Raw genomic sequence first — 19,089 nt, forward strand, 5'->3', positions numbered from 1 at the left:
CTAGTTAGGCGATCCTAATAACTCCAATGCATAGTTCGTCTGGAAACCATGCGGGTACGCTATGGATATGAACCTCGAGCAGCTCCGCGGGTTCGTCGAAGTCGCCCGCCTCGGCCACTTCACCCGCGCCTCCGAGCACCTCCACCTCGCCCAGCCGTCGCTGAGCCGTCAGATCTCGACCCTCGAACGCGAGCTCGGCGCCGAGCTGTTCCATCGCGCGCGGGGCCACATCGCCCTGACGGCGGCCGGGGAGACGGTCCTCCCTCGCGCGCAGCGCATGCTCGCCGAGGCCGACGCCATCCGCGACGAGGTGGCCGAGCTCGCCGGACTCCGTCGCGGCCGCGTGCGCCTCGGCGCCCCGCCCACCCTCTGCATCAGCCTCGTCGCGGAAGCCCTCAGCTCGTTCCATGCCGCACACCCCGGCATCGACCTGCACCTCACCGAGGGCGGCTCTCGCCTGCTCGTCGAACAACTCGCGGTCGGCGCGGTCGACATCGCCCTCGTGACCCAGTCCGAGGGTCCGGTGCCGGCAGGCGTCAGCCTCACGCACGTCCCGCTGCTCGCCGAGGAGCTCGTGGTGATCTCGTCGGCGGCGGCCCCTCCGGTGACCCACGGCTCGTCCGTGAGCCTGGCGCACCTCGCCACGCTCCCGCTCATCCAGTTCGACGAGAGCTACGAACTGCGCGCCGCGATGGACGCCGCCTTCCGGGCCGCCGATCTCACCCCGACCCTCGCGCTGGAGGGCGCGGAGATGGATGCTGTGCTGCGCTTCGTCGAGCGCGGCGTCGGCGTCGCGGTGGTCCCGGCGATGGTGCTGTACGAACGCCCCGCACTGCGATCCGCGCGTCTCGCCCACCCCGCGATGTCCCGGACGATCAGCCTCGCCCACCGCTCCGACGTGACGCCCGCCGTCGCGGTCGCCGCGATGCGGTCGGCGATCATGGCGACGGCGGCCGACCTCGCGGAACGCGATCCCGCTATCACCAGCCTGCTCTGACCGCGGCACCTGCCCCCGGACAGCGAAAACCCCCGCCGCTTCCGCGACGGGGGTTTTCGTACTGTCTCAACACAGTGTGCGCCTCGAGGGACTCGAACCCCCAACCTTCTGATCCGTAGTCAGATGCTCTATCCATTGAGCTAGAGGCGCAGGACCCGCGGTGCTTTACCGCTCAGCGGGCCGACGACCAGCCTACAACAGACGAGACCGGAAAGCGAAACGAGGGCTCACTCCCCCTTCGCGGCCACCTTCTCCTGCTTCTTCCGCCGCTTCTCCCTGGCCCGCTGCTGCGAGGAAAGCGCCTGCAGGTCGACGAGCCGCAGTGCCTGCATCCGCGCCTCACGCATGCGTGCGTAGTCGGGATCCTGATCGGGGCGCATGCCCTCGACGCGCAGTCGACGGTCGAGGTTGTGCCGCACGTCGGCCCAGGCCGCCGCGCGCGCCTCCTCGACGATGCTCTCGAGTTGCGGCCGGTCGTCCATCATCTCGCGCAGACGCTGCGCGACGCCGAGCGACTGCTTCGCCCGCCTCCGGAGATTGCGCACATCGCGGTCGCGGTAGTCGTGCGTGCCGACCGGATCGGAATGCCGACCGCGGGCGCGCTTGCGCAAGGCCGTGACCGTGGCCGCGGCCTCCTCCGACTCCTCGGCCATCGCCCCGAGCGCAGCCCTCGCATCCTCGACGTACTTGTCGAGGTCGAAGACGCCGTCCTCGGCGATGGTGCCGATGAGGATGTGATTCTTCACGGCGAGGCGCGCAGCGGCCGTCGCGATCGCGACGCCTTCGGCGATGGCATCCGCAGTCCGTCCCACCGGCACCTCCTTCTCTCGAGCGTACCGGTACCGATGCCGCGCAGTCTCGGCCGGATTGGCTCCGGATCAGCATGCCGCACGCCTCCGACATCGAAGCCCGTGTCGGGCCGGGGCTAGCGGACGACCCCGACCCAGATACCGGAGGCCCAGGTCTGCTGCTCGCCGGAGCACCCGACCGAACCCGGGAAGCCGCGGACGACGGCCATGCAGTTGGCCAGGAACTCCGGATCGCCGCCGAACATCGTCGCGTAGGCGCCGGACGAGGTGAGGGCACCCCAGACCCGGAACTGATGGATGTGGGCGAGCTCGTGCGCCATCGCCCAGTTCAGGCGTCCGTCGCTCCACCCTGTGATGTCGGCACGGTACTTGATGTAGCCGTTGCTGTTGGCGCAGGCCGGCGCTGTGCCGCCCGCACACGACGACGACTCGTACAGCCCGACGCCCCCGCCGCCCACCCGGTCGAGGGCCGCGCGCACCCGCGCATAGCCGTCCGGCCCGCTCGACGTCCACGCGGGCCCGCCGGGACCGGCGCCCTGCGATGCCTGCCACCCTGCGACCTCGGTGCCGACCTTCTGTGTGAGCGCCTCGACCGTCGCGGTCGCCGCGACCACGGTGTCGGGATCGTGGCGCTCGGCGCGCACCGTCTCCTGAGCCGACCGGGCGGACGCGAGATGCGCCGCGGTGTCGACCTTGCCGTCCGCACCACGGAGGACGGCCGCGAGCGTCGAGAGCTCCTCGAGGAACGCGGGACGCACGGCCAGCACGGCGGCCCGATCCGCGGTGTCCTGCTCGGCCTGCGCGACGGCGCCGGACAGGTGGTCTGTGCGCTGCGCGGCGTCGTGCGATCGGTCGGCCAGAACGGAGAGCTGCGCCAACGCCTCCGCCCGCTCGTGGTCCAGCGCGTCGGCCCGGGCGACGACGGCCGCCGCGAGGAGCACGGCCACCGACACCGTCACCGCCAGTTTCCGGCGCATCACGGCAGGAAGCCCGTCGTGTCCGAGAGATCGGCGTCCTGCTCAGCGATACGGGACCGGAGTTCGGTGAGACGCTCCGCGAGGGCGAGGTTCTCCGTCTGCGACTCGTCGAGCACGTCCTCGATCCGAGCGATCTCGGCCTTCACAGCGGCGACGTCCGCGGCACGCTCCTGGTCGGCCACGACGAGGAGCGCAGCACCGCCGAGCAGGAGGATTCCCCCGACGACGACAGCAAGATTTCGCATCTCGCTCCCCAGGACAGCGCGAACAGACCGGACCGACTCCGACCGGACAAGGATACAACCGGCCTTCCGCGCGGTGGGGGTGTCTTCGCAGACGGACGCGCTCAGCCGGTCACGGTCTGCGCCAGCCGTCGTTCGGCTGCCGAATGTCCGCTGGCCAGGTGAGCGGGGACCATCCGGCGCACCGCCTCGACGTCCCGCGCGGCGACGGCCTCGAGGATGACGCGGTGCTCGTCCGCCATCGCCGCCAGATCGTCGTGTTGTCCGAACAGCCACCGCAGGCGGGTCAGGAACACCGCGATGAGCTCGCCCAGCATCTCGTTGCCCGCCAGATCGACGGCGATCTCGTGGAACTCGGCCGCCGCTGTGCGCGCGGTCTCGGCGTCTCCTGCCCGCGCCGCCGCGGCCTCGCGCTCATAGGCATCCCGCAGGCGTGCGAGCCCGGCGGCGTCATGCCGCTCGGCCGCGAAGACGAAGATGAGGGTCTCGATCGCCTCCCGCACCTCGGCGAAGTTGCGGATGTCGTCATGGGTGAACTCCCGCACGACCGCCCACGTCCGCGGTCGTGCGACCACCACTCCCTCCGCGACCAGCGTCCTGATAGCCTCCCGCACCGGGAGACGCGACACCTGCAGCTCGGCCGCGATGTCCCGTTCCACGAGACGCGATCCCGGTGGGCGTCGTCCGAGCACGATGTCGTCTCGGAGGATCCTCGTGACCCTGACCGACTCGAGTTCCCCGCCTACCCCCACAGCCCCCGCCATCCGGGCATTCTCGCACCCCGGCCCGGGATTGGCCAAGTTTGGTATCCCAGACCGGAGGCGCGAGCCGACTCAGGGCAGACGGTTCGCCCGCGCGACGTTCGCGGTCAGCTCTTCCGCGTTCTGCCGGACGACGTACGCCGGACGGTCGCGCTCGACCCGCCACGACTCGCTGAGCGGGCCGACGTTGACCGTGTCGAAGCCGGCCTCGTCGTAGAAGCGGGTCACGAAGGCCACAGCCTCGGCGTCATCACCCGCGGTGGCCAGCGCCCGCCGGTTCGGCGTACCGGCCGGAGTCCCGTCGGTCGTGATGTCCGCGGCGTAGATGTGGTTGAACGCCTTGGCGATCCTCGATTCCGGGAGCTGCGCCTGCACGAGCTCGGACGTGGTGGTCTCGCCCTTGTCGAGGGACTCGATGTGCCCGTCGCGCTCGAAGTAGTAGTTGTTCGTGTCGAGCACGATCTTCCCGGCGAGCTGTGCGGCGGGAAGCTGATCGATCGCGTGCAGCGGCACCGTCACCACGGCCACGTCCGCCGCGGTGGCCGCTTCCTCCGCCGTCGCCGCCTTCGCGTGCGGCCCGAGCTCCGCGACGAGGTCCGCCAAGGTCTCCGGCCCTCTTGAGTTCGCGATCACGACGTCATAGCCGTTGGCCACCGCCACTCGGGCGACCTGGCTGCCGATGTTGCCTGCTCCGATGATTCCGAGAGTTGTCATGCTCGGGCCAACGTCTGCCGCCCGATGCTATTCCCGGTCCGAGACTGGAGCGGACGAGGTCAGAGGCGCGTGAGCGCGTCCTCGGCCGCCACCCAGGCGAGCATGGCGCACTTCACGCGAGCCACATACCGGGAGACCCCGCCGAGGGCCGCGGCGTCGCCGAGCAGCTCCTCGTCCGGCTCGATCGTGCCCCGGGAGCGCATCGCCTCGCGGAAGGCCGCGATGCGCACCTCGAGCTCGTCCACGGTGAGGCCTTCGGCGAGCTCGGCGAGCAGGGAGGCGGACGCCTGGGAGATGGCGCACCCGTGCCCCTCCCACGCGATCGCCTCCACGTCGCCGTCGGCGCCGCGATGCACCTGCAGGGTGATCTCGTCGCCGCAGGTCGGGTTGAGCTGATGCGACTGCGCCGCGATCTCCTCGCGGAGCCCGAAGCCGTGCGGCGTGCGCGAGTGGTCGAGGATCAGCTCCTGGTACAGGCTCTGCAGGTCGCTCATGCGCCCCTCCCGAAGAACGCGATCGCCCCGGCGACCGCCTCGATGACGGCATCCACCTCGGACGCTGTCGTGTACAGATAGGCGCTTGCCCTCGTCGACGAGGTCACACCGAGCCGGCGGTGCAGCGGCTGCGCGCAGTGGTGCCCGACGCGCACGGCGATGCCCTGGTCGTCGAGGAACTGCCCGACGTCGTGCGAGTGGATCCCGGCGACGTCGAAGCTTGCGAGCCCCACGCGCGGCAGCTCGATGCCCGCACCCAGGACCCGAACGCCGTCGATCGCCCCGAGCCCGTCGACGAGTCGCTGCCCGAACGCAGCCTCGTGCGCGGCGATGCGCTCCATCCCGACCGCGGAGAGGTAGTCGACCGCGGCGGCGAGCGCGATCGCCTGGGACACCCGCTGCGTGCCCGCTTCGAAGCGCTGCGGCGGTGGCAGGTATTCGGCCTCGGTCGTGGTGACGGTCGTGATCATCGAGCCGCCGGTGAGGAACGGGGGCATCGCGGTGAGGACCTCGCGCCGGCCGTACAGGGCGCCGATGCCGGTGGGCCCGAGCATCTTGTGGCCGGAGAGGACGGCGAGATCGACCCCGAGCGCGTGGAGGTCCAGCGGCAGGTGCGGAGCCGACTGGCAGGCATCGAGCAGCGTGAGGGCGCCGACCTCCCTGGCCAGCGCGACGAGGGTCTCGACGGGGTTGATCACGCCCAACACGTTCGACACGTGGGTGAAGGCCACGAGCTTCGTGCGCTCCGAGATGAGCTCCGCGGCCGCATCCAGACGGAGGGCCCCGTCGTCGTCGAGCGGGATGACCCGGAGCGTGGCCCCGGTGCGCGCAGCGAGCTCCTGCCAGGGGATGAGGTTGGCGTGGTGCTCCATCTCGGTGGTGACGATCTCGTCCCCTTCGCGGAGCCGGAGGCCTGCAGCGGCGGCACCGCCCCGGCCGAGGGAGGCGTTGGAGAGCGAGTAGGCGACGAGGTTGACCGCTTCAGTGGCGTTCGAGGTCCAGACGATCTCGTCGTCGTCGGCGCCCACGAACCGGGCGAGCGTGCTGCGGGCGTCCTCGAACAGCTCGGTCGCCTCTGCCGCGAGCGTGTGGGCGCCGCGGTGGACGGCCGCGTTCATGGTGGTGGCGAAGCGGCGTTCGGCGTCGAGCACGGACTCCGGGCGCTGCGACGTCGCGCCCGAGTCGAGGTACGCCAGGGGGTGGCCGTGCACGCGGGTGTGCAGGATCGGGAAGTCCTCGCGGATCCGCTGCACCTCGGTCTCGGTCAGCGGGGTGATCACGTCGACTCCGGGAGAAGCGCTCATCGTTCCAGTCTCCCATCTTCCGCGTGGCCGGGGTCCGGCTCCGGGCGGGCACAGCTTCGGAGACGGGACGAGACTCCCCGGTCCGTGCGACTACCGAGCGGCGCGTCGGCGACGATCTCCGAAGTCGTGCACGGGCGGAAGGACTACGACATGCGGGCGAGACGGGCCCGCACGATGCAGAAGGCGCCGTACAGCGCGAAGCCGACGCCGACCGCCCCGAGGATGAGGCGGCCGAACGGCAGGGTGAGGAGACTGTGCAGGGCGGCGTCGAGCCCCGCGGCGCGCTCCGGATCCTGCGTCACAGCGGCCACCACGAACAGCACGCCGGTGACTCCCACCGCGATGCCCTTGCCGATGTAGCCCACGATGCCGAGGGCCATCACTCCGGCACGGGCGGCTCCGGTCGGCACGTCGATGAGCTTGCGGAAGGAGCGCATGACCCCGCCGACGATGAAGCCGATGCCGACACCGATGACGCTGAGACCGATCACCACGAGCAGCGCCACCCCGCCGGGCGCGGACAGGACCACCTGGCTCAGGGTCTTCGAGGCGTCGGAGGACTCCGCCCGGCCGCCCACGGCGTAGATGAGCGCCAGTCCGGCGATCACGAGGTACGTGCCGGAGATGCCGAAGAGCTTGAGACGCTTGCCCCACTTCTTCGTCTCGGCGGGGTCGGCGGCGAGGAACCCGCTCGCCACCTGCCACACGGCGAGCGCGAGGAGGCCCACGGCGATCGCGAGCAGCAGCAGTCCCCCGACCGGGTTGTTGCGCACCTGCTCCATCGCGCCGTCCTGGTCGGCGTCACCCGACCCGCCCGCGGCGATCGTGATGGCGATCGCGCCGATGATGATGTGGATGACGCCGAGGACGACGAAACCCGCGCGGGCGGTCCGCCGGAACGCGGTGGAGTCCTTCGCCACGCGCGCCGCATGCTTGACGGTGCTCATGCTCGAAGAGTATCCGCCGCGGGCGGTCGGAATCAGGGGGTTGCTTTCCGGACGCGCGGTGCGGAAGCGCTCAGGTGATCGGCTCCACCGGCTGCCGCAGGATGGTGCGCAGCTTCTCCGGGGCCGTCCGGCGACGGTCACTGAGGTAGATCTCGTGGTGCCGACCGCGCATCCGCAACCCGTTCTCCGGGACGAACCGCTCGTGCAGCTCCTCCAGCACGGGGCCCTCATCGTCGAACGGTCCGACGTGCAGCGTCTGCACGCACAGACCCTCGTCGAGGACCTCCCGCCGGACCGCGGCCAGCGCCGGGAGCTCCTCCCCCTTCTTCGCGCTCTTCGCCGCGACCGTCTCGACGGCACGGTCGAAGAGGACGGGAGTGACGTGGTCGCCGACCATGATCATCAGCGTCCAGAGCCAGGTCGACTTGTCGCGTCGTGTGGTGAAGGACGCCATGTCCGGCGCGTGCCACAGGCCTTCCAGGGGCATCACGACCTGATCGACGCCGAGCTCGGCACGGCTGGCGAACTTGAGCGTGTACGCCAGCGGGTAGAGGGCCGCGACCGCGTCGAAGAACGCCGGCGCGGTGTTCGGATCGCCGGCGCCGTCGACCATCAGATAGGTCAGTGGCGGCACGTCGAGGATCCGGAAGGTCCCCCGTTTCGCCTGGTACGCATCGAGCGTCTTCTTCGGATCGGTCGCCGTCATGGCCTGCCCCCGCTTCGTCGTCGTGCGGTCAGTGTGCCCCAGGGCACCGACATCGGGTCGAGCCCCACGGGCCCGACCCGATCCACGGTCAGCTCTGCTCGACGGGGAGCCAGAGCTCACAGGAGGCCGTGTCGCCGGTGAACTCCCGGTAGCGGACGATCGAGGGCCCGGGTCGCAGCCGCCACGGGTTCGACGGGAACCACTCGGTCGCCGTCGCCGCCCACAGATTCTGCAGAGTCTCCGGGAACGGGCCGCTCGCGCCGAACACGGCCCACGTGCCCTCCGCCACGCGCAGGGTGTCGAGCTCGTCCGGAACCGCGGTGTCGTCGCGCACGGCCACCCCGTGCAGGTAGGTCAGCGGCGTCCCCTCCGGGGCATCCGGATCGATGTCGGCGGTCACGGCGAGGATGCCCGCGGGCTCCTCGTTGCCGAGCGCCTTGAGGCGGGCGTGCTCCTCCGGCGGGATGGCGGCGATGTGCGCCTGGATGTGCGGATTGACGCCGACGTGGATGAGCGGGACCTCCGCGGCATGACCGACGAGGGCGAATGCGGGGCGGTGGGTGATGGTGACATCCATCGGAGTGCTCCCTTCGACGCTCAGGCGGAACCGGAGCGTGGGTTGTGTGCGGAGAGGACCCCCGTGCCGACGCGCGTCCGCCGGCCCGATGCCGTGCACGGCGCGGAACGCCCGGGCGAACGCCTCGGTCGAGCCGTAGCCGTGCCGAACGGCGACATCGAGCAGACTCGGTGCACCGGCGGCGAGCTCCGCACCCGCGAGCGTCATCCGACGACGCCGCACGTATTCGGTCAACGGCATCCCGGCGAGCGCCGAGAACATCCGACGCAGGTGGTACTCGGTGGTGCCGTGCGCGCGGGCGAACGCGGCGACGTCGATCTCCTGACCGCTGTCCGCGTCGACGAGGTCGACCAGGGCGTTGAGCGTGCCGATCACGGGGGTCCTCCTTTCCCCACCATCGTTTCGCCGCAGCCCTCCCGGTACCCGATCGTCCCGGTCCGATGCGATCGGGTCGGAGCTCAGAGCTCGGTCGGCACCGCCGGCTCGGCGTCCTCCACCTCGGGGTGCCGAGCGAGGTTCACGACGGCGGCGATGAGGCCGCCCCACACCGTGACCATGGCGATGATCATCATGACGATCGCAGTGGTGGTCATGCCCCCGCTCCCTTCGTCTGCGCGGCCGGGACGGCGATGCTCGTCGTCTCCGGATCGGCGGCGTACTCCTCCTGGTCCAGGAAGTCGTCGTAGCCGACGTCGTCCTTGGCGCGGGAGCGCCTGCTCCACGGCACCAGCGACAGCAGTACTCCGCCGACCACCAACGCGATGACCATGCCCCAGCCGAACACGCCGAGGAACCAGCCGGGGTAGCCGCTGTACGGCTCCGCGATCTTCGTCAGGAGTTCGGTGATCAGCAGGTACCCGAGCACGAGCGGGGCCAGCACGCCCACGAGCAGGCGCCAGAGGAGGCCGACGCGGAAGCTCGAACGGCGGTTCAGGTGCTCCTGCAGCTGCGGCAGCTTGTGCAGCACCCAGGCCACGACGATCACCGCGACGAGGGCGACCGCCATGATGCCGAAGGCGTTGACGAACGCATCGGTGGTGTCGAGCACCGACAGCGCGGTGGTGGTGGAGAACAGCGCGGCGGAGATGATCGCCAGCGGGATCGAGACGACGAGGGTGGTGCGCACCCGCGCCCAGCCGAGCTTGTCCTGCAGCGCCGCGACGATCACCTCCAGGATCGAGATCATCGAGGTGATCCCCGCGAAGACGAGGGCGCCGAAGAACAGCACGCCGATGATCGACCCGCCGGTCGCCTGGGACACGATCGTCGGGAACGCGACGAAGGCGAGGCCGATGCCCGAGGTCGCGACGCCGGAGACATCCGTGCCCTGCGCCTGCGCCATGAACCCGAGGGCCGCGAACACGCCGATGCCGGCGAGGATCTCGAAACCGGAGTTGGCGAACGCGACCACGAGGCCCGAGCCGGTGAGGTCGGTCTTGCGCTTGAGGTAGGACGCGTAGGTCACCATGATCCCGAACGCGACGGACAGCGAGAAGAAGATGTGCCCGTAGGCGGAGGCCCACACGGCCGGGTCGGCGAGCGCCTCCCAGTTCGGCGTGAAGAAGGCGTTGAGACCGTCCAGGGCGCCGGGGAGGAAGAGGGCCTGCACCACGAGCACGGCGAACATGAGGGTGAGCAGCGGCATCAGGATCATGTTGGCGCGCCCGATGCCGCGCTTGACGCCGAGGGCCATGATGACGATGACGATCAGCCACACCGCGATCAGCGGGAGGCCCACCTGCGGCACGAACTCCCCGGACAGACCGACCTCCGCGACATCGGCCGACTGCAGGAAGTCGACGAAGAAGAAGTCGTTCTCGTTGCCCGCTCCCCAGGTGAGCTGGGCCGAGAACCAGGTGTACATGCCGGCCCAGGCGACGATCACGGCGTAGTACACCGCGATGACGACGCAGATCAGCACCTGCCACCACCCCAGCGGTTCGGCGGCCCGGTGCAGGCGTCGGAACGCGAGCGGCGCGGAGCCCCGGAACCGGTGGCCGATCGCGTAGTCCAGGAACAGCAGCGGGATGCCGGCCGTCAACAACGCACACAGATACGGGATGAGGAACGCACCGCCGCCGCCCTCGTAGGCGACGTACGGGAAGCGCCAGATGTTCCCGAGACCCACGGCCGAGCCGATCGCCGAGAGGATGAACACGTTCCGCGAGCCGAAGGCCTCGCGCTGCGGCGTCTGGGTGGGTCTAGGCATGCCCGCGAGGATACCGGAAGCCATGGGCCCCGGCGAGTGACGCGCTCGGGTCAGAGCATCGCCGTCAGCACGCCCCCATCCGCCCGCAGCGCGGCGCCGTTCGTCGCGGAGGCCCGGACGCTGGAGAGGTAGACGACGAGGTCCGCGACCTCGGTCGGATCGAGGAAGCGCTCCAGGAGTGTGGTCGTGTTCTGTCCGATGATCGCCTCTTTCATCACGTCCACGGAGACGGACTGGGCTGCTGCGACGGCGGCGACGCTCGCCGCGACGCCCTCCGAGTAGGTCGGGCCACCCAGGACGGTGTTGACCGTCACGCCGGTGCCGCGGGTGAGCTTGGCCAACCCGTTGCCGAGGGCGATCACCGCCGCCTTCGTCACGCCGTAGTGCACCATGTCGGCCGGGACGTTCACGCCGGACTCGCTGCTGACCAAGACGATGCGTCCCCAGCCCCGTTCCCGCATCCCCGGCAGGAGAGCCCGGGAGAGGCGCACTCCGCTCATCACGTTCACCTCGAAGTAGCGCGCCCAGTCCTCATCGGTGATGTCCGCGAAGTCGGCGAGTCCGAAGAGACCGACGTTGTTGACGAGGATGTCCACCTGACCGAGCTTCTCCGTCAACGCGGCCACCTGGTCGGGATCGGTGAAGTCCGCGGCGATCCCGGAGACGGCCGCACCGGGATGCGCGAGGGCCACGGCGGCGACCGCCGCGTCGACGCGTCCCTCGTCACGACCGTTGATCACGACATCGACCCCCTCGGCAGCGAGAGCGGACGCGACCGCATATCCGATCCCCTGGCTCGACCCGCTGATGAACGCCCTCTTGCCGCGCAGCCCCAGTTCCATCCGTCTCCCTCTCGCTTCAGCGGACCTCCCGCATGACTTGCCTGAGCAAGTCATACTAGCCGCTGTTCACTTTCCCAAGCAAGCGACGAGCATAGCTCAACCGCTACGGTGGAGGAATGTCGCCGCTCTCCCCCGCCCCCTTGAACGCCGAAGAGATGGACGTCTGGTCGGCACTCGCGACGCTCCTCGAACGGCTCCCTGCGGCCCTCGACGCGCAGTTGCAGCGGGACAGCGGGCTCACCCACTTCGAGCACGGGATCCTCTTCGCCCTCGATTCGGCGCCGGAGCGCACCCTCCGCCTCAGCGTCCTCGCCGGCTACGCGAACAGCACGCTGTCCCGGCTCTCCCGCGCCATCACTCGCCTGGAGGCGAAAGGCTGGGTCCGACGCGAAGTCGACGCGGAGGACGGGCGCTTCACCCTCGGCATCCTCACCGACGCCGGCCATCGGAAGGTCGAGGAGTCGACTCCCGCCCACCAGGCCCTCATCCGCCGCGTCGTCTTCGATGCCCTCACACCGGCGCAGGCGCGGCAGCTCGGTGCGGCCAGCCGGAAGATCTCCGCCGCACTCTCCCCCGACCCGACCTGGATGCCGGGGGCGTGACGCGGACGTCGGGCCCGCCCGCGTCCGGGAACACGAAAGCCCCGGCGAGCGGACTCGTCGGGGCTTCTCCGTGCGGAGACGAGGGGATTTGAACCCCTGGTCCCCGTGAGGGGACTCCACCTTAGCAGGGTGGTGCACTAGGCCGGACTATGCGACGTCTCCAGGCATCCGGCTCGAGAGCACGGATGCACCCCACCATCATAACGGGTCCGACGCGTGGTCACGAACCGCCGGTCTCGGACGCTCCCCGGCGCGGGCCGGCCGCCCTGCGATACTGGCCGCACGTTGCGAGGGCCCGCCCCCGCGGACGCGAGAGGAGACGCCATGTCCGAGCCATCGGGAGCGCACGTCCGCGCGGGATTCGCCGCCCCGGCCGACCCGAGGCGCGGTGCCCTCGGCTATGCCACGGTGCTCGCCCTCCTCATCGTCTCGTACGGACTGTGCGCGGCCCAGCCCGGCACGGTTCCCAGCCCCTGGGCGTTCCTGGCGATGCTGGTCACGGTCGCGATCGTGTTCCGCGTGACCAGGGCCCGCGCCCTCGTGCAGCGGGTGTCGTGGGTCGTGCTCTCGGCCGCCGGGATCGCTGCCCTCCTCGCGGCGTTCTTCGCCACGTACAGCCCGGCCCTCGCTGTCGCCCTCTCCGCCGCCTCCATGATCGCGCTGCTGGTCGCGCCGTGGGCCATCATCGCGCACCAGGTCACCCGCCGAGGCCTCGACGTCGAGGCCCTCCTGGCCGCCGTGACGGCCTACATCCTCGTGGGCATGTTCTTCGCCTTCGTCTACAACCTGCTGTCCCTGCTGCTGCCGACCCCGCTGTTCGGCGATGCGGCGAGCGATTCGCTCGGCAATCAGCTCTTCTTCTCGTTCACCGCCCTGACGACGACGGGCTACGGCAACCTCGTCCCCGTCGGATCGGGCGTGCAGGCGGTGGCCATCGCCGAGGGGATCACCGGGCAGCTCTTCCTCATCACCGCCGTGGCGCGCATCATGCGGGGCGCCAGCGCCCAGCGCTCCACGCCGACGCCGGCCTGACCGCGGTCACTCCCCGGTGGTCGAGCGGCGGGCGACGAGCTCCGGCCGGAACAGCACGTGCTCCGGCGCCGGCGCCACCTCGTCCTGTCCTCGCAGCAGCAGGTCGACGGCGGTCGAGCCGATGAGCGCGGCCGGCTGCCGCACCGAGCTGAGCGGGATCACGGCGGCCGAGGCGAAGTCGATGTCGTCGTAGCCGACGAGCGCGATGTCCTCGGGGACCCGGGCATCGCCGGTCATCACCAGGCTCTGCAGGAGGCCGAGGGCCAGGAGATCGTTCGCCGCGAAGACGGCGTCCGGCCGGTCCCCCGCGGCACGGTCGAGGATCTGCGCACCGGCGCGCCGCCCCTCCTCGACGGTGAGCGCGGAGGTCGCGATGAACTCCAGCCCGACCCCTGCCGCAGCCGCCGCGGCCTGCGCGCCGCTCAGGCGATCGGAGACCTGGCGCAGCGCGACCGGGCCGCCGACGAAGGCGATCCGGCGACGGCCGACCGCGAGCAGGTGCTCCGTCGCGATGCGTCCGCCCTCGACGTCGTCGACGGCGACGGAGGCGAACCGCTCATCCTGCGATTCCCGGTCGACGAGGACGGCGTGCGTACCGCGCTCATGCATCCGCACCAGCCGCGGCAGTGACTCCGCCACCGGGGTGACGAGCACACCCGTCACCCGCTGCTCCTCGAAGAGGTCCAGGTGCATCGCCTCGCGGTCCTGCTTCTCGTCGCTGTTCGCGACGAGGACGGAGAGTCCGTGCTGGTCGGCGCGCTCCTCGGCCCCGCGGATCACCTCGGCGAAGAACGGGTTCCGGATGTCGAGCACGACGAGCCCGATCGTGCGGCTGCGCCCGGCACGGAGCTGCCGCGCCGCGTCGTTGCGCACGAACCCGAGACGGTCGATGGACGCCTGTACGCGAGTGACGGTCTCTGCGGCCACCTTCTCCGGCCGGTTGAGCACGTTCGACACGGTCCCGACGGAGACACCCGCGTCCTCGGCGACCTCCCGCACACTGACGGCCATCGCGCCCTCCCTCCGGTTCCCGCCGCTGAAACGACTCATCCGCGGGGATCGCCTCAGACTCTCACGCCGTATTGACACGCGTCAACACAGCCCCTAGTCTCAACTCCATCAGGGTTTGAAACGATTCATTCCCTCAATGGAGAGAGAAATGATGTCCTCACCCACGACGGCGCCCGTGCTCGAGCTCGCCGACGTCCAGAAGGCCTTCGGGTCGGTGATCGCCCTGCGCTCCGGCACCATCGCCGTCCACCCCGGTTCCATCCATGCGCTCGTCGGCGAGAACGGTGCCGGCAAGTCGACCCTCGTGAAGATCGTCGCCGGTCTCTACCAGCGCGACGGCGGAGTCTTCCGCTTCCGCGGCGAGGACGTCGACTTCACCTCGACTGCGCAGTCGAAGGCCGCGGGCGTCGCGGTGATCTACCAGGAGCCGACGCTCTTCCCCGACCTCTCCGTCACCGAGAACATCTTCATGGGCCGCCAGCCGGTCGGGCGGTTCGGACGGATCGATCGCAAGGCCATGCGCCACGAGGTCGAGCGCCTCTTCACCCGCCTCGGCGTCACAATCGACCCCGACCGTCCCGCCGAGGGCCTGTCGATCGCCGACCAGCAGGTCATCGAGATCGCCAAGGCCGTCTCCCTCGACGCCACGCTGCTCATCATGGACGAGCCCACCGCGGCACTGTCCGGCGTCGAGGTGGAGCGTCTGTTCGCGATCGCCCGGAGCCTGCGCGACGAGGGCCGCGGTCTCATCTTCATCTCGCACCGGTTCGACGAGGTGTTCGCGCTCTGCGACACCGTGACGGTCATGCGGGACGGCGCGTACATCGCGACCTCCGCCATCGCCGAGACCACCGTGGACGAGCTCGTCCATCAGATGGTGGGTCGCGAGGTGTCCGAGCTGTTCCCGAAGCAGGAGGCGACGATCGGCGAACCGTTGCTCGAGGTCGAGGGGCTGACCAGCCCCGGCCTCTTCCACGACATCTCCTTCTCCGTCCGCGCCGGCGAGATCGTCGGACTGGCCGGCCTCGTCGGCGCCGGACGCAGCGAGGTCGCCCGCGCCGTCTTCGGCGTGGACGGGTACCGCGAGGGCAGCGTGCACATGAAGGGGCGCCGTATCCGCGTCCGGCGCCCGGTGGACGCCATGCGCGCCGGGCTCGCCCTCGTCCCCGAGGATCGCCGCAAGCAGGGCCTCGTCATCGAAGCCGGCGTCGGTGGGAACATCACCCTCGCGATCCGTCGGCGCCTCGCCCGCCTCGGCCTGCTCACCACGGCGATGGAGAACCGTGCCGCCCGGGAGTGGGCCTCACGGTTGGAGGTGAAGACGCACGCGCTCGACACCGTCGCCGCCACGCTCTCCGGCGGCAACCAGCAGAAGGTCGTGCTCGCGAAGTGGCTCGCGACGCAGCCGCAGGTGCTCCTCATCGACGAGCCCACCCGCGGCATCGACGTCGGCACCAAGTCCGAGGTGCACCGTCTGCTGTCCCAGCTCGCCGGTCAGGGCATGGGGATCCTGATGATCTCGTCCGAGCTGCCCGAGGTCCTCGGCATGGCCGACCGCGTGCTCGTGATGCGCGAGGGTCGCATCACGGCCGAGATCCCCCGCTCGGAGGCCACCTCCGAGAACGTCATGTTCGCCGCGACGCACGCATCGGAGCTCAGCTCGTGACCACCGCCATCCCCGTCTCCGCGCTCACCAAGCGCATCTCCGGTCTCGGCAGAGCCCGCGAGTTCGGCATCCTCCTGGCCCTCGTGCTCGTGGTGACCGCCGCGACCCTCAACAACCCCAAGTTCTTGTTCAGCGCCGACGGCTGGCGCGACCTGCTGCTGACGCCCTCGATCCTCGTGCTCGTCGCGGTGGGACAGGCCATCGTCCTCATCACGCGCAACGTCGACCTGTCCGTGGGGTCCGTGATGGGACTGACCGCGTACCTGACCGGGCGACTCTTCATCGACATCCCCGGCATCCCGATCGTGCTGGTCGTGGTCGCCGCCGTGGTGCTCGGCGCCCTCCTCGGCCTCATCAACGGCGCCCTCGTCGCGTACGCCAAGGTGCCGGCGATGGTCATCACCCTCGGCACCCTCTACGCCTACCGCGGCATCAACGTGCTGTGGACCGGCAGCGACCGCGTGAACGCGTCCGACATGCCGCGCGACTTCCTGGCTCTGGGCACGGGCCAGCTCCTCGGCATCCCGATCCTCGCGATCGTCGCGGTCCTCGTGCTCGCCGTCGCCGCCTGGTACATGAAGAACACCCGCGGCGGCCGGGAGTTCTACGCGATCGGCTCCGACCCGGCGGCGGCCGAGCTGTACGGCCTGCGTGTCACCCGCCGCGTGCTCACCGCGTTCGTCCTGTCGGGGGCCCTCGCCGGACTCGCCGGCGTCTTCTACGCGGCCCGCTACGGCACCATCAACTCCCAGGCGGGAGCGGGATGGGAGCTGGACGCGGTGGGCGCGGCCGTCATCGGCGGCGTCGCGATCACCGGCGGCATCGGCTCGGTCTGGGGTGCGGCGATCGGCGCCGTCCTCCTGCTGACCATCAACCGGGCGCTGCCGATCCTCGGCATCCCCGACTTCTGGCAGCGTGCCGTCGTCGGCCTGCTCATCATCGGCGCCATCGTGCTCGACCGCGTGCTCGCGGTGCGGCAGAGACGGCGGCTCATCGAGGCGAGGGACGAATCATGACCACCGCGACCGCCACCGCGACCACCCGCGTCATCCGCGACTACGACAAGCCCCTGTGGCGTCGCCTCCTGCTCACCCGCGAGGCCGCGATCGTGGGTCTGCTCCTGCTCGTCGCGATCGTCTCGGCGTCCAGCATCCGCGGGTTCGGACAGCCCATCACGCTGACCTACCTGCTGCTCGACATCGCCCCGATCCTGCTGATCGCCCTGCCGATGACCCTCATCATGATCACCGGCGAGATCGACCTCTCGGTGGGCAGCATGGTCGGGCTGTCCAGCGTCGTCACCGGCGCTCTGGTGCAGGCCGGGATCCCGTTCGAGCTCGCAGCCCTGGCCGCCCTCGTCGTGGGCGTGGTCGGCGGAGCGTTCAACGGCTTCCTCGTGACCGTGGTCGGCCTGCCATCCCTCGCCGTCACGATCGGCACACTCGCGCTCTTTCGCGGCCTCGCCGTCGGGCTGCTCGGCACGGCGGCCGTCACCGACTTCCCGGAGTTGTGGACGGCTCTCGCCAAGGCGAAGATCGCCGGGACCCCCATCCCCGTCATCACGATCCCGTTCCTCGTGCTCGTCGCGGTCTTCTCGGTCCTGCTGCACTTCACGCCGTTCGGCCGCGGGGTGTACGCGATCGGTCTGTCGAAGGACGCGGCCCACTTCTCCGGTGTGCACGTCGAGCGCACGAAGCTGGTCCTGTTCGTGCTCTCCGGTGCGGTCGCCGCCTTCGCCGGCATCTTCTACACGCTCCGCTACGGCAGCGCCCGCGGCGACAACGCCACCGGCCTCGAGCTCCAGGTCATCGCGGCCGTCGTGCTCGGCGGCGTGTCGGTGTTCGGCGGTCGCGGCAAGATCTACGGCGTCATCGCCGCCGCCTTCCTCATCGGAGCGCTCGCGAGTGCACTCCGCCTGGTGAACGTCACCTCCGACGTCATCAACATCATCACCGGCACGCTCCTCGTGATCTCGGTGGTGGCCGCAAGCTTCCTGGCCTGGCTGCAGAAGGCACGCCGCCGACCGGGCAGACCCCCCGCCGGTGCCGCCACAGCGACGAAGGCACCGATGGACGCCGCATCCGCGGCATCTCCCGACGAAAGGAACGAACAATGACGTTTGCACGCAAGCGTGTCACCGCCTTCGCCGCCCTCGCGGTGGCGGCGGCGGTCGCACTCACCGGCTGCGCCGGCTCCACCGACGGCGGAGGAGACGGCGGCGGCGACGGGTCGGACGCCTCGATCACCTTCCTGCCCAAGAACCTCGGCAACCCGTACTTCGACACGTCCAGTGAGGGCGGCAAGAAGGCCGTCGAGGAGTTCGGCGGCACGTTCTCCGAGGTCGGCCCGGCCGAGGCCACGCCCGACGCTCAGGTCAGCTACATCAACACGGCCACGCAGCAGGGAGTCGGCGCCCTCGTCGTCTCGGCCAACGACCCGCAGGCCATCTGCGACGCGTTGAACGAGGCCAGGGACGCCGGCGTCAAGGTCGTCACCTTCGACTCCGACACCAACACCGACTGCCGCGACCTGTTCATCAACCAGGCCGACTCCGAAGGCATCGCGAAGGTGCAGATCGACCTCATCGCCGAGCAGATCGGCGGCGCCGGGGAGATCGCCATCCTCTCCGCCTCGGCCAACGCCACGAACCAGAACGCCTGGATCGAGCTGATGGAGGAGTACGTCGCCAGCGAGTACCCCGACATCACGATCGTGGAGACGGTCTACGGCGACGATGACGACCAGACGTCGTTCGACAAGACGGCCGCGCTGCTGCAGACCCACCCCGACCTAAAGGGCATCGTCTCGCCCACCACGGTCGGCATCGCCGCCGCGGCGCGCTACCTGTCGACGTCCGACTTCAAGGGCCAGGTCGCGCTGACCGGCCTCGGCACGCCCAACCAGATGCGCGAGTACGTGGAGGACGGCACCGTCACCGCCTTCGCGCTGTGGAACCCGGCCGACCTCGGCTACCTGGCCGCCTACGCCGCGCAGGCCCTGATCGCGGGTGACATCACCGGTGAGGAAGGCGACACCTTCGAGGCCGGCGACCTCGGCGAGTACACCGTCGGCGCCGACGGCGTCGTCCTGCTGGGCGACCCGTTCGTGTTCGACGCCGACAACATCGGCGACTTCGACTTCTGAGTCGCCCTCCGGCCGGCGCTCCCCGCGGGCGCCGGCCGGACCTCCGAGAGGAATC

At 70.2% G+C, this 19,089-nt stretch carries 21 protein-coding genes and 2 tRNA genes; 7 read left to right on the forward strand and 16 right to left on the reverse strand.

The genetic code is table 11. The annotated features are described in order from the left end of the window. Window positions 1-61 precede the first annotated feature (61 nt). Entirely contained in the window at window positions 62-997 is a 936-nt protein-coding gene (locus AB0P08_RS02725) for a LysR family transcriptional regulator (protein WP_336502828.1), read from the forward strand. 77 nt (window positions 998-1,074) lie between these two features. Here the strand turns inward: AB0P08_RS02725 and AB0P08_RS02730 are convergent. From AB0P08_RS02730 to AB0P08_RS02795, 14 genes are all read right to left on the reverse strand, one after another. After that, window positions 1,075-1,147: transfer RNA gene (locus tag AB0P08_RS02730), tRNA-Arg, on the reverse strand. Between the two features lie 77 nt (window positions 1,148-1,224). Then, entirely contained in the window at window positions 1,225-1,809 is a 585-nt protein-coding gene (locus tag AB0P08_RS02735) for an asparagine synthase (protein WP_268777610.1), read from the reverse strand. 113 nt (window positions 1,810-1,922) lie between these two features. Next, window positions 1,923-2,783: a hypothetical protein gene (locus AB0P08_RS02740; protein WP_363587983.1), complete on the reverse strand. Its 861-nt coding sequence runs from the start codon at window positions 2,781-2,783 to the stop codon at window positions 1,923-1,925. Further along, entirely contained in the window at window positions 2,783-3,028 is a 246-nt protein-coding gene (locus AB0P08_RS02745; RefSeq protein ID WP_292794537.1) for a hypothetical protein, read from the reverse strand. Before AB0P08_RS02745 ends, AB0P08_RS02740 begins: the two co-directional genes overlap by 1 nt. 101 nt (window positions 3,029-3,129) lie before the next feature. Next, window positions 3,130-3,789, reverse strand: a complete 660-nt coding sequence (locus AB0P08_RS02750) for a GntR family transcriptional regulator (protein ID WP_187663251.1) — start codon at window positions 3,787-3,789, stop codon at window positions 3,130-3,132. A 69-nt stretch (window positions 3,790-3,858) separates the two neighbouring features. Next, window positions 3,859-4,500: an NADPH-dependent F420 reductase gene (locus AB0P08_RS02755; RefSeq protein WP_363587985.1), complete on the reverse strand. Its 642-nt coding sequence runs from the start codon at window positions 4,498-4,500 to the stop codon at window positions 3,859-3,861. Between the two features lie 59 nt (window positions 4,501-4,559). After that, window positions 4,560-4,994, reverse strand: coding sequence for a Fe-S cluster assembly sulfur transfer protein SufU (gene sufU / locus AB0P08_RS02760; RefSeq protein ID WP_187663249.1), 435 nt, complete (start codon window positions 4,992-4,994; stop codon window positions 4,560-4,562). Further along, window positions 4,991-6,298, reverse strand: coding sequence for an aminotransferase class V-fold PLP-dependent enzyme (locus AB0P08_RS02765; RefSeq protein WP_363587987.1), 1,308 nt, complete (start codon window positions 6,296-6,298; stop codon window positions 4,991-4,993). The genes sufU and AB0P08_RS02765 overlap by 4 nt, the downstream gene beginning before the upstream one ends. A gap of 143 nt (window positions 6,299-6,441) precedes the next feature. Next, the gene (locus AB0P08_RS02770) at window positions 6,442-7,245 is read right to left on the reverse strand and encodes a DUF1206 domain-containing protein (protein ID WP_280569288.1); all 804 of its coding nucleotides are present in this window, start codon (window positions 7,243-7,245) and stop codon (window positions 6,442-6,444) included. Between the two features lie 70 nt (window positions 7,246-7,315). Further along, entirely contained in the window at window positions 7,316-7,951 is a 636-nt protein-coding gene (locus AB0P08_RS02775) for a GyrI-like domain-containing protein (RefSeq protein WP_363587989.1), read from the reverse strand. Between the two features lie 88 nt (window positions 7,952-8,039). Beyond that, on the reverse strand, window positions 8,040-8,903 hold the full coding sequence (locus AB0P08_RS02780; protein WP_363587991.1) for an AraC family transcriptional regulator: 864 nt from the start codon (window positions 8,901-8,903) through the stop codon (window positions 8,040-8,042). An 83-nt stretch (window positions 8,904-8,986) separates the two neighbouring features. Next, a complete protein-coding gene (locus AB0P08_RS02785; protein ID WP_187663244.1) occupies window positions 8,987-9,121 on the reverse strand; it encodes a methionine/alanine import family NSS transporter small subunit in 135 nt (44 codons plus the stop codon). Further along, on the reverse strand, window positions 9,118-10,737 hold the full coding sequence (locus tag AB0P08_RS02790; RefSeq protein ID WP_280569294.1) for a sodium-dependent transporter: 1,620 nt from the start codon (window positions 10,735-10,737) through the stop codon (window positions 9,118-9,120). Before AB0P08_RS02790 ends, AB0P08_RS02785 begins: the two co-directional genes overlap by 4 nt. A 50-nt stretch (window positions 10,738-10,787) precedes the next feature. Then, window positions 10,788-11,579, reverse strand: coding sequence for an SDR family NAD(P)-dependent oxidoreductase (locus AB0P08_RS02795; protein WP_363587993.1), 792 nt, complete (start codon window positions 11,577-11,579; stop codon window positions 10,788-10,790). Window positions 11,580-11,695: 116 nt separating this feature from the next. On the opposite strand from AB0P08_RS02795, the gene AB0P08_RS02800 reads away from it, so the two are divergent. After that, window positions 11,696-12,181 carry a MarR family winged helix-turn-helix transcriptional regulator gene (locus AB0P08_RS02800; RefSeq protein WP_363444684.1) on the forward strand — a complete coding sequence of 162 codons (486 nt, stop codon included), beginning with the start codon at window positions 11,696-11,698 and terminating at the stop codon, window positions 12,179-12,181. Window positions 12,182-12,254: 73 nt separating this feature from the next. Here the strand turns inward: AB0P08_RS02800 and AB0P08_RS02805 are convergent. Then, window positions 12,255-12,343 (reverse strand) — tRNA-Ser (locus tag AB0P08_RS02805). A gap of 162 nt (window positions 12,344-12,505) precedes the next feature. On the opposite strand from AB0P08_RS02805, the gene AB0P08_RS02810 reads away from it, so the two are divergent. Then, entirely contained in the window at window positions 12,506-13,213 is a 708-nt protein-coding gene (locus tag AB0P08_RS02810; RefSeq protein WP_363587995.1) for an ion channel, read from the forward strand. Between the two features lie 6 nt (window positions 13,214-13,219). Here the strand turns inward: AB0P08_RS02810 and AB0P08_RS02815 are convergent, their stop codons facing one another. Then, window positions 13,220-14,224, reverse strand: coding sequence for a LacI family DNA-binding transcriptional regulator (locus AB0P08_RS02815; protein ID WP_363587997.1), 1,005 nt, complete (start codon window positions 14,222-14,224; stop codon window positions 13,220-13,222). Window positions 14,225-14,372: 148 nt separating this feature from the next. On the opposite strand from AB0P08_RS02815, the gene AB0P08_RS02820 reads away from it, so the two are divergent. From AB0P08_RS02820 to rhaS, 4 genes are read left to right on the forward strand one after another with little or no spacing between them, the layout of a single operon-like run. Beyond that, a complete protein-coding gene (locus tag AB0P08_RS02820) occupies window positions 14,373-15,890 on the forward strand; it encodes a sugar ABC transporter ATP-binding protein (protein ID WP_363587999.1) in 1,518 nt (505 codons plus the stop codon). Further along, complete coding sequence (locus AB0P08_RS02825) at window positions 15,887-16,906, forward strand: ABC transporter permease (protein WP_232089176.1); 1,020 nt, start codon at window positions 15,887-15,889, stop codon at window positions 16,904-16,906. Before AB0P08_RS02820 ends, AB0P08_RS02825 begins: the two co-directional genes overlap by 4 nt. Further along, a complete protein-coding gene (locus AB0P08_RS02830) occupies window positions 16,903-18,006 on the forward strand; it encodes an ABC transporter permease (RefSeq protein ID WP_363588001.1) in 1,104 nt (367 codons plus the stop codon). The genes AB0P08_RS02825 and AB0P08_RS02830 overlap by 4 nt, the downstream gene beginning before the upstream one ends. Then, a complete protein-coding gene (rhaS, locus tag AB0P08_RS02835) occupies window positions 18,003-19,034 on the forward strand; it encodes a rhamnose ABC transporter substrate-binding protein (protein ID WP_187663236.1) in 1,032 nt (343 codons plus the stop codon). The genes AB0P08_RS02830 and rhaS overlap by 4 nt, the downstream gene beginning before the upstream one ends. Window positions 19,035-19,089 lie beyond the last annotated feature (55 nt).

It is taken from the genome of Microbacterium meiriae, from assembly GCF_040686935.1.
Taxonomy (GTDB): domain Bacteria; phylum Actinomycetota; class Actinomycetes; order Actinomycetales; family Microbacteriaceae; genus Microbacterium; species Microbacterium meiriae.

Bases quoted from the DNA above. Each gene is read 5' to 3' on its own strand.
- AB0P08_RS02725 (WP_336502828.1), top strand. From the start codon at position 62: ATGGATATGAACCTCGAGCAGCTCCGCGGGTTCGTCGAAGTCGCCCGC.
- AB0P08_RS02740 (WP_363587983.1), bottom strand. From the start codon at position 2,783: ATGCGCCGGAAACTGGCGGTGACGGTGTCGGTGGCCGTGCTCCTCGCG.
- AB0P08_RS02745 (WP_292794537.1), bottom strand. From the start codon at position 3,028: ATGCGAAATCTTGCTGTCGTCGTCGGGGGAATCCTCCTGCTCGGCGGT.
- AB0P08_RS02750 (WP_187663251.1), bottom strand. From the start codon at position 3,789: ATGGCGGGGGCTGTGGGGGTAGGCGGGGAACTCGAGTCGGTCAGGGTC.
- AB0P08_RS02755 (WP_363587985.1), bottom strand. From the start codon at position 4,500: ATGACAACTCTCGGAATCATCGGAGCAGGCAACATCGGCAGCCAGGTC.
- sufU (WP_187663249.1), bottom strand. From the start codon at position 4,994: ATGAGCGACCTGCAGAGCCTGTACCAGGAGCTGATCCTCGACCACTCG.
- AB0P08_RS02765 (WP_363587987.1), bottom strand. From the start codon at position 6,298: ATGAGCGCTTCTCCCGGAGTCGACGTGATCACCCCGCTGACCGAGACC.
- AB0P08_RS02770 (WP_280569288.1), bottom strand. From the start codon at position 7,245: ATGAGCACCGTCAAGCATGCGGCGCGCGTGGCGAAGGACTCCACCGCG.
- AB0P08_RS02775 (WP_363587989.1), bottom strand. From the start codon at position 7,951: ATGACGGCGACCGATCCGAAGAAGACGCTCGATGCGTACCAGGCGAAA.
- AB0P08_RS02785 (WP_187663244.1), bottom strand. From the start codon at position 9,121: ATGACCACCACTGCGATCGTCATGATGATCATCGCCATGGTCACGGTG.
- AB0P08_RS02790 (WP_280569294.1), bottom strand. From the start codon at position 10,737: ATGCCTAGACCCACCCAGACGCCGCAGCGCGAGGCCTTCGGCTCGCGG.
- AB0P08_RS02795 (WP_363587993.1), bottom strand. From the start codon at position 11,579: ATGGAACTGGGGCTGCGCGGCAAGAGGGCGTTCATCAGCGGGTCGAGC.
- AB0P08_RS02800 (WP_363444684.1), top strand. From the start codon at position 11,696: ATGTCGCCGCTCTCCCCCGCCCCCTTGAACGCCGAAGAGATGGACGTC.
- AB0P08_RS02810 (WP_363587995.1), top strand. From the start codon at position 12,506: ATGTCCGAGCCATCGGGAGCGCACGTCCGCGCGGGATTCGCCGCCCCG.
- AB0P08_RS02815 (WP_363587997.1), bottom strand. From the start codon at position 14,224: ATGGCCGTCAGTGTGCGGGAGGTCGCCGAGGACGCGGGTGTCTCCGTC.
- AB0P08_RS02820 (WP_363587999.1), top strand. From the start codon at position 14,373: ATGATGTCCTCACCCACGACGGCGCCCGTGCTCGAGCTCGCCGACGTC.
- AB0P08_RS02830 (WP_363588001.1), top strand. From the start codon at position 16,903: ATGACCACCGCGACCGCCACCGCGACCACCCGCGTCATCCGCGACTAC.
- rhaS (WP_187663236.1), top strand. From the start codon at position 18,003: ATGACGTTTGCACGCAAGCGTGTCACCGCCTTCGCCGCCCTCGCGGTG.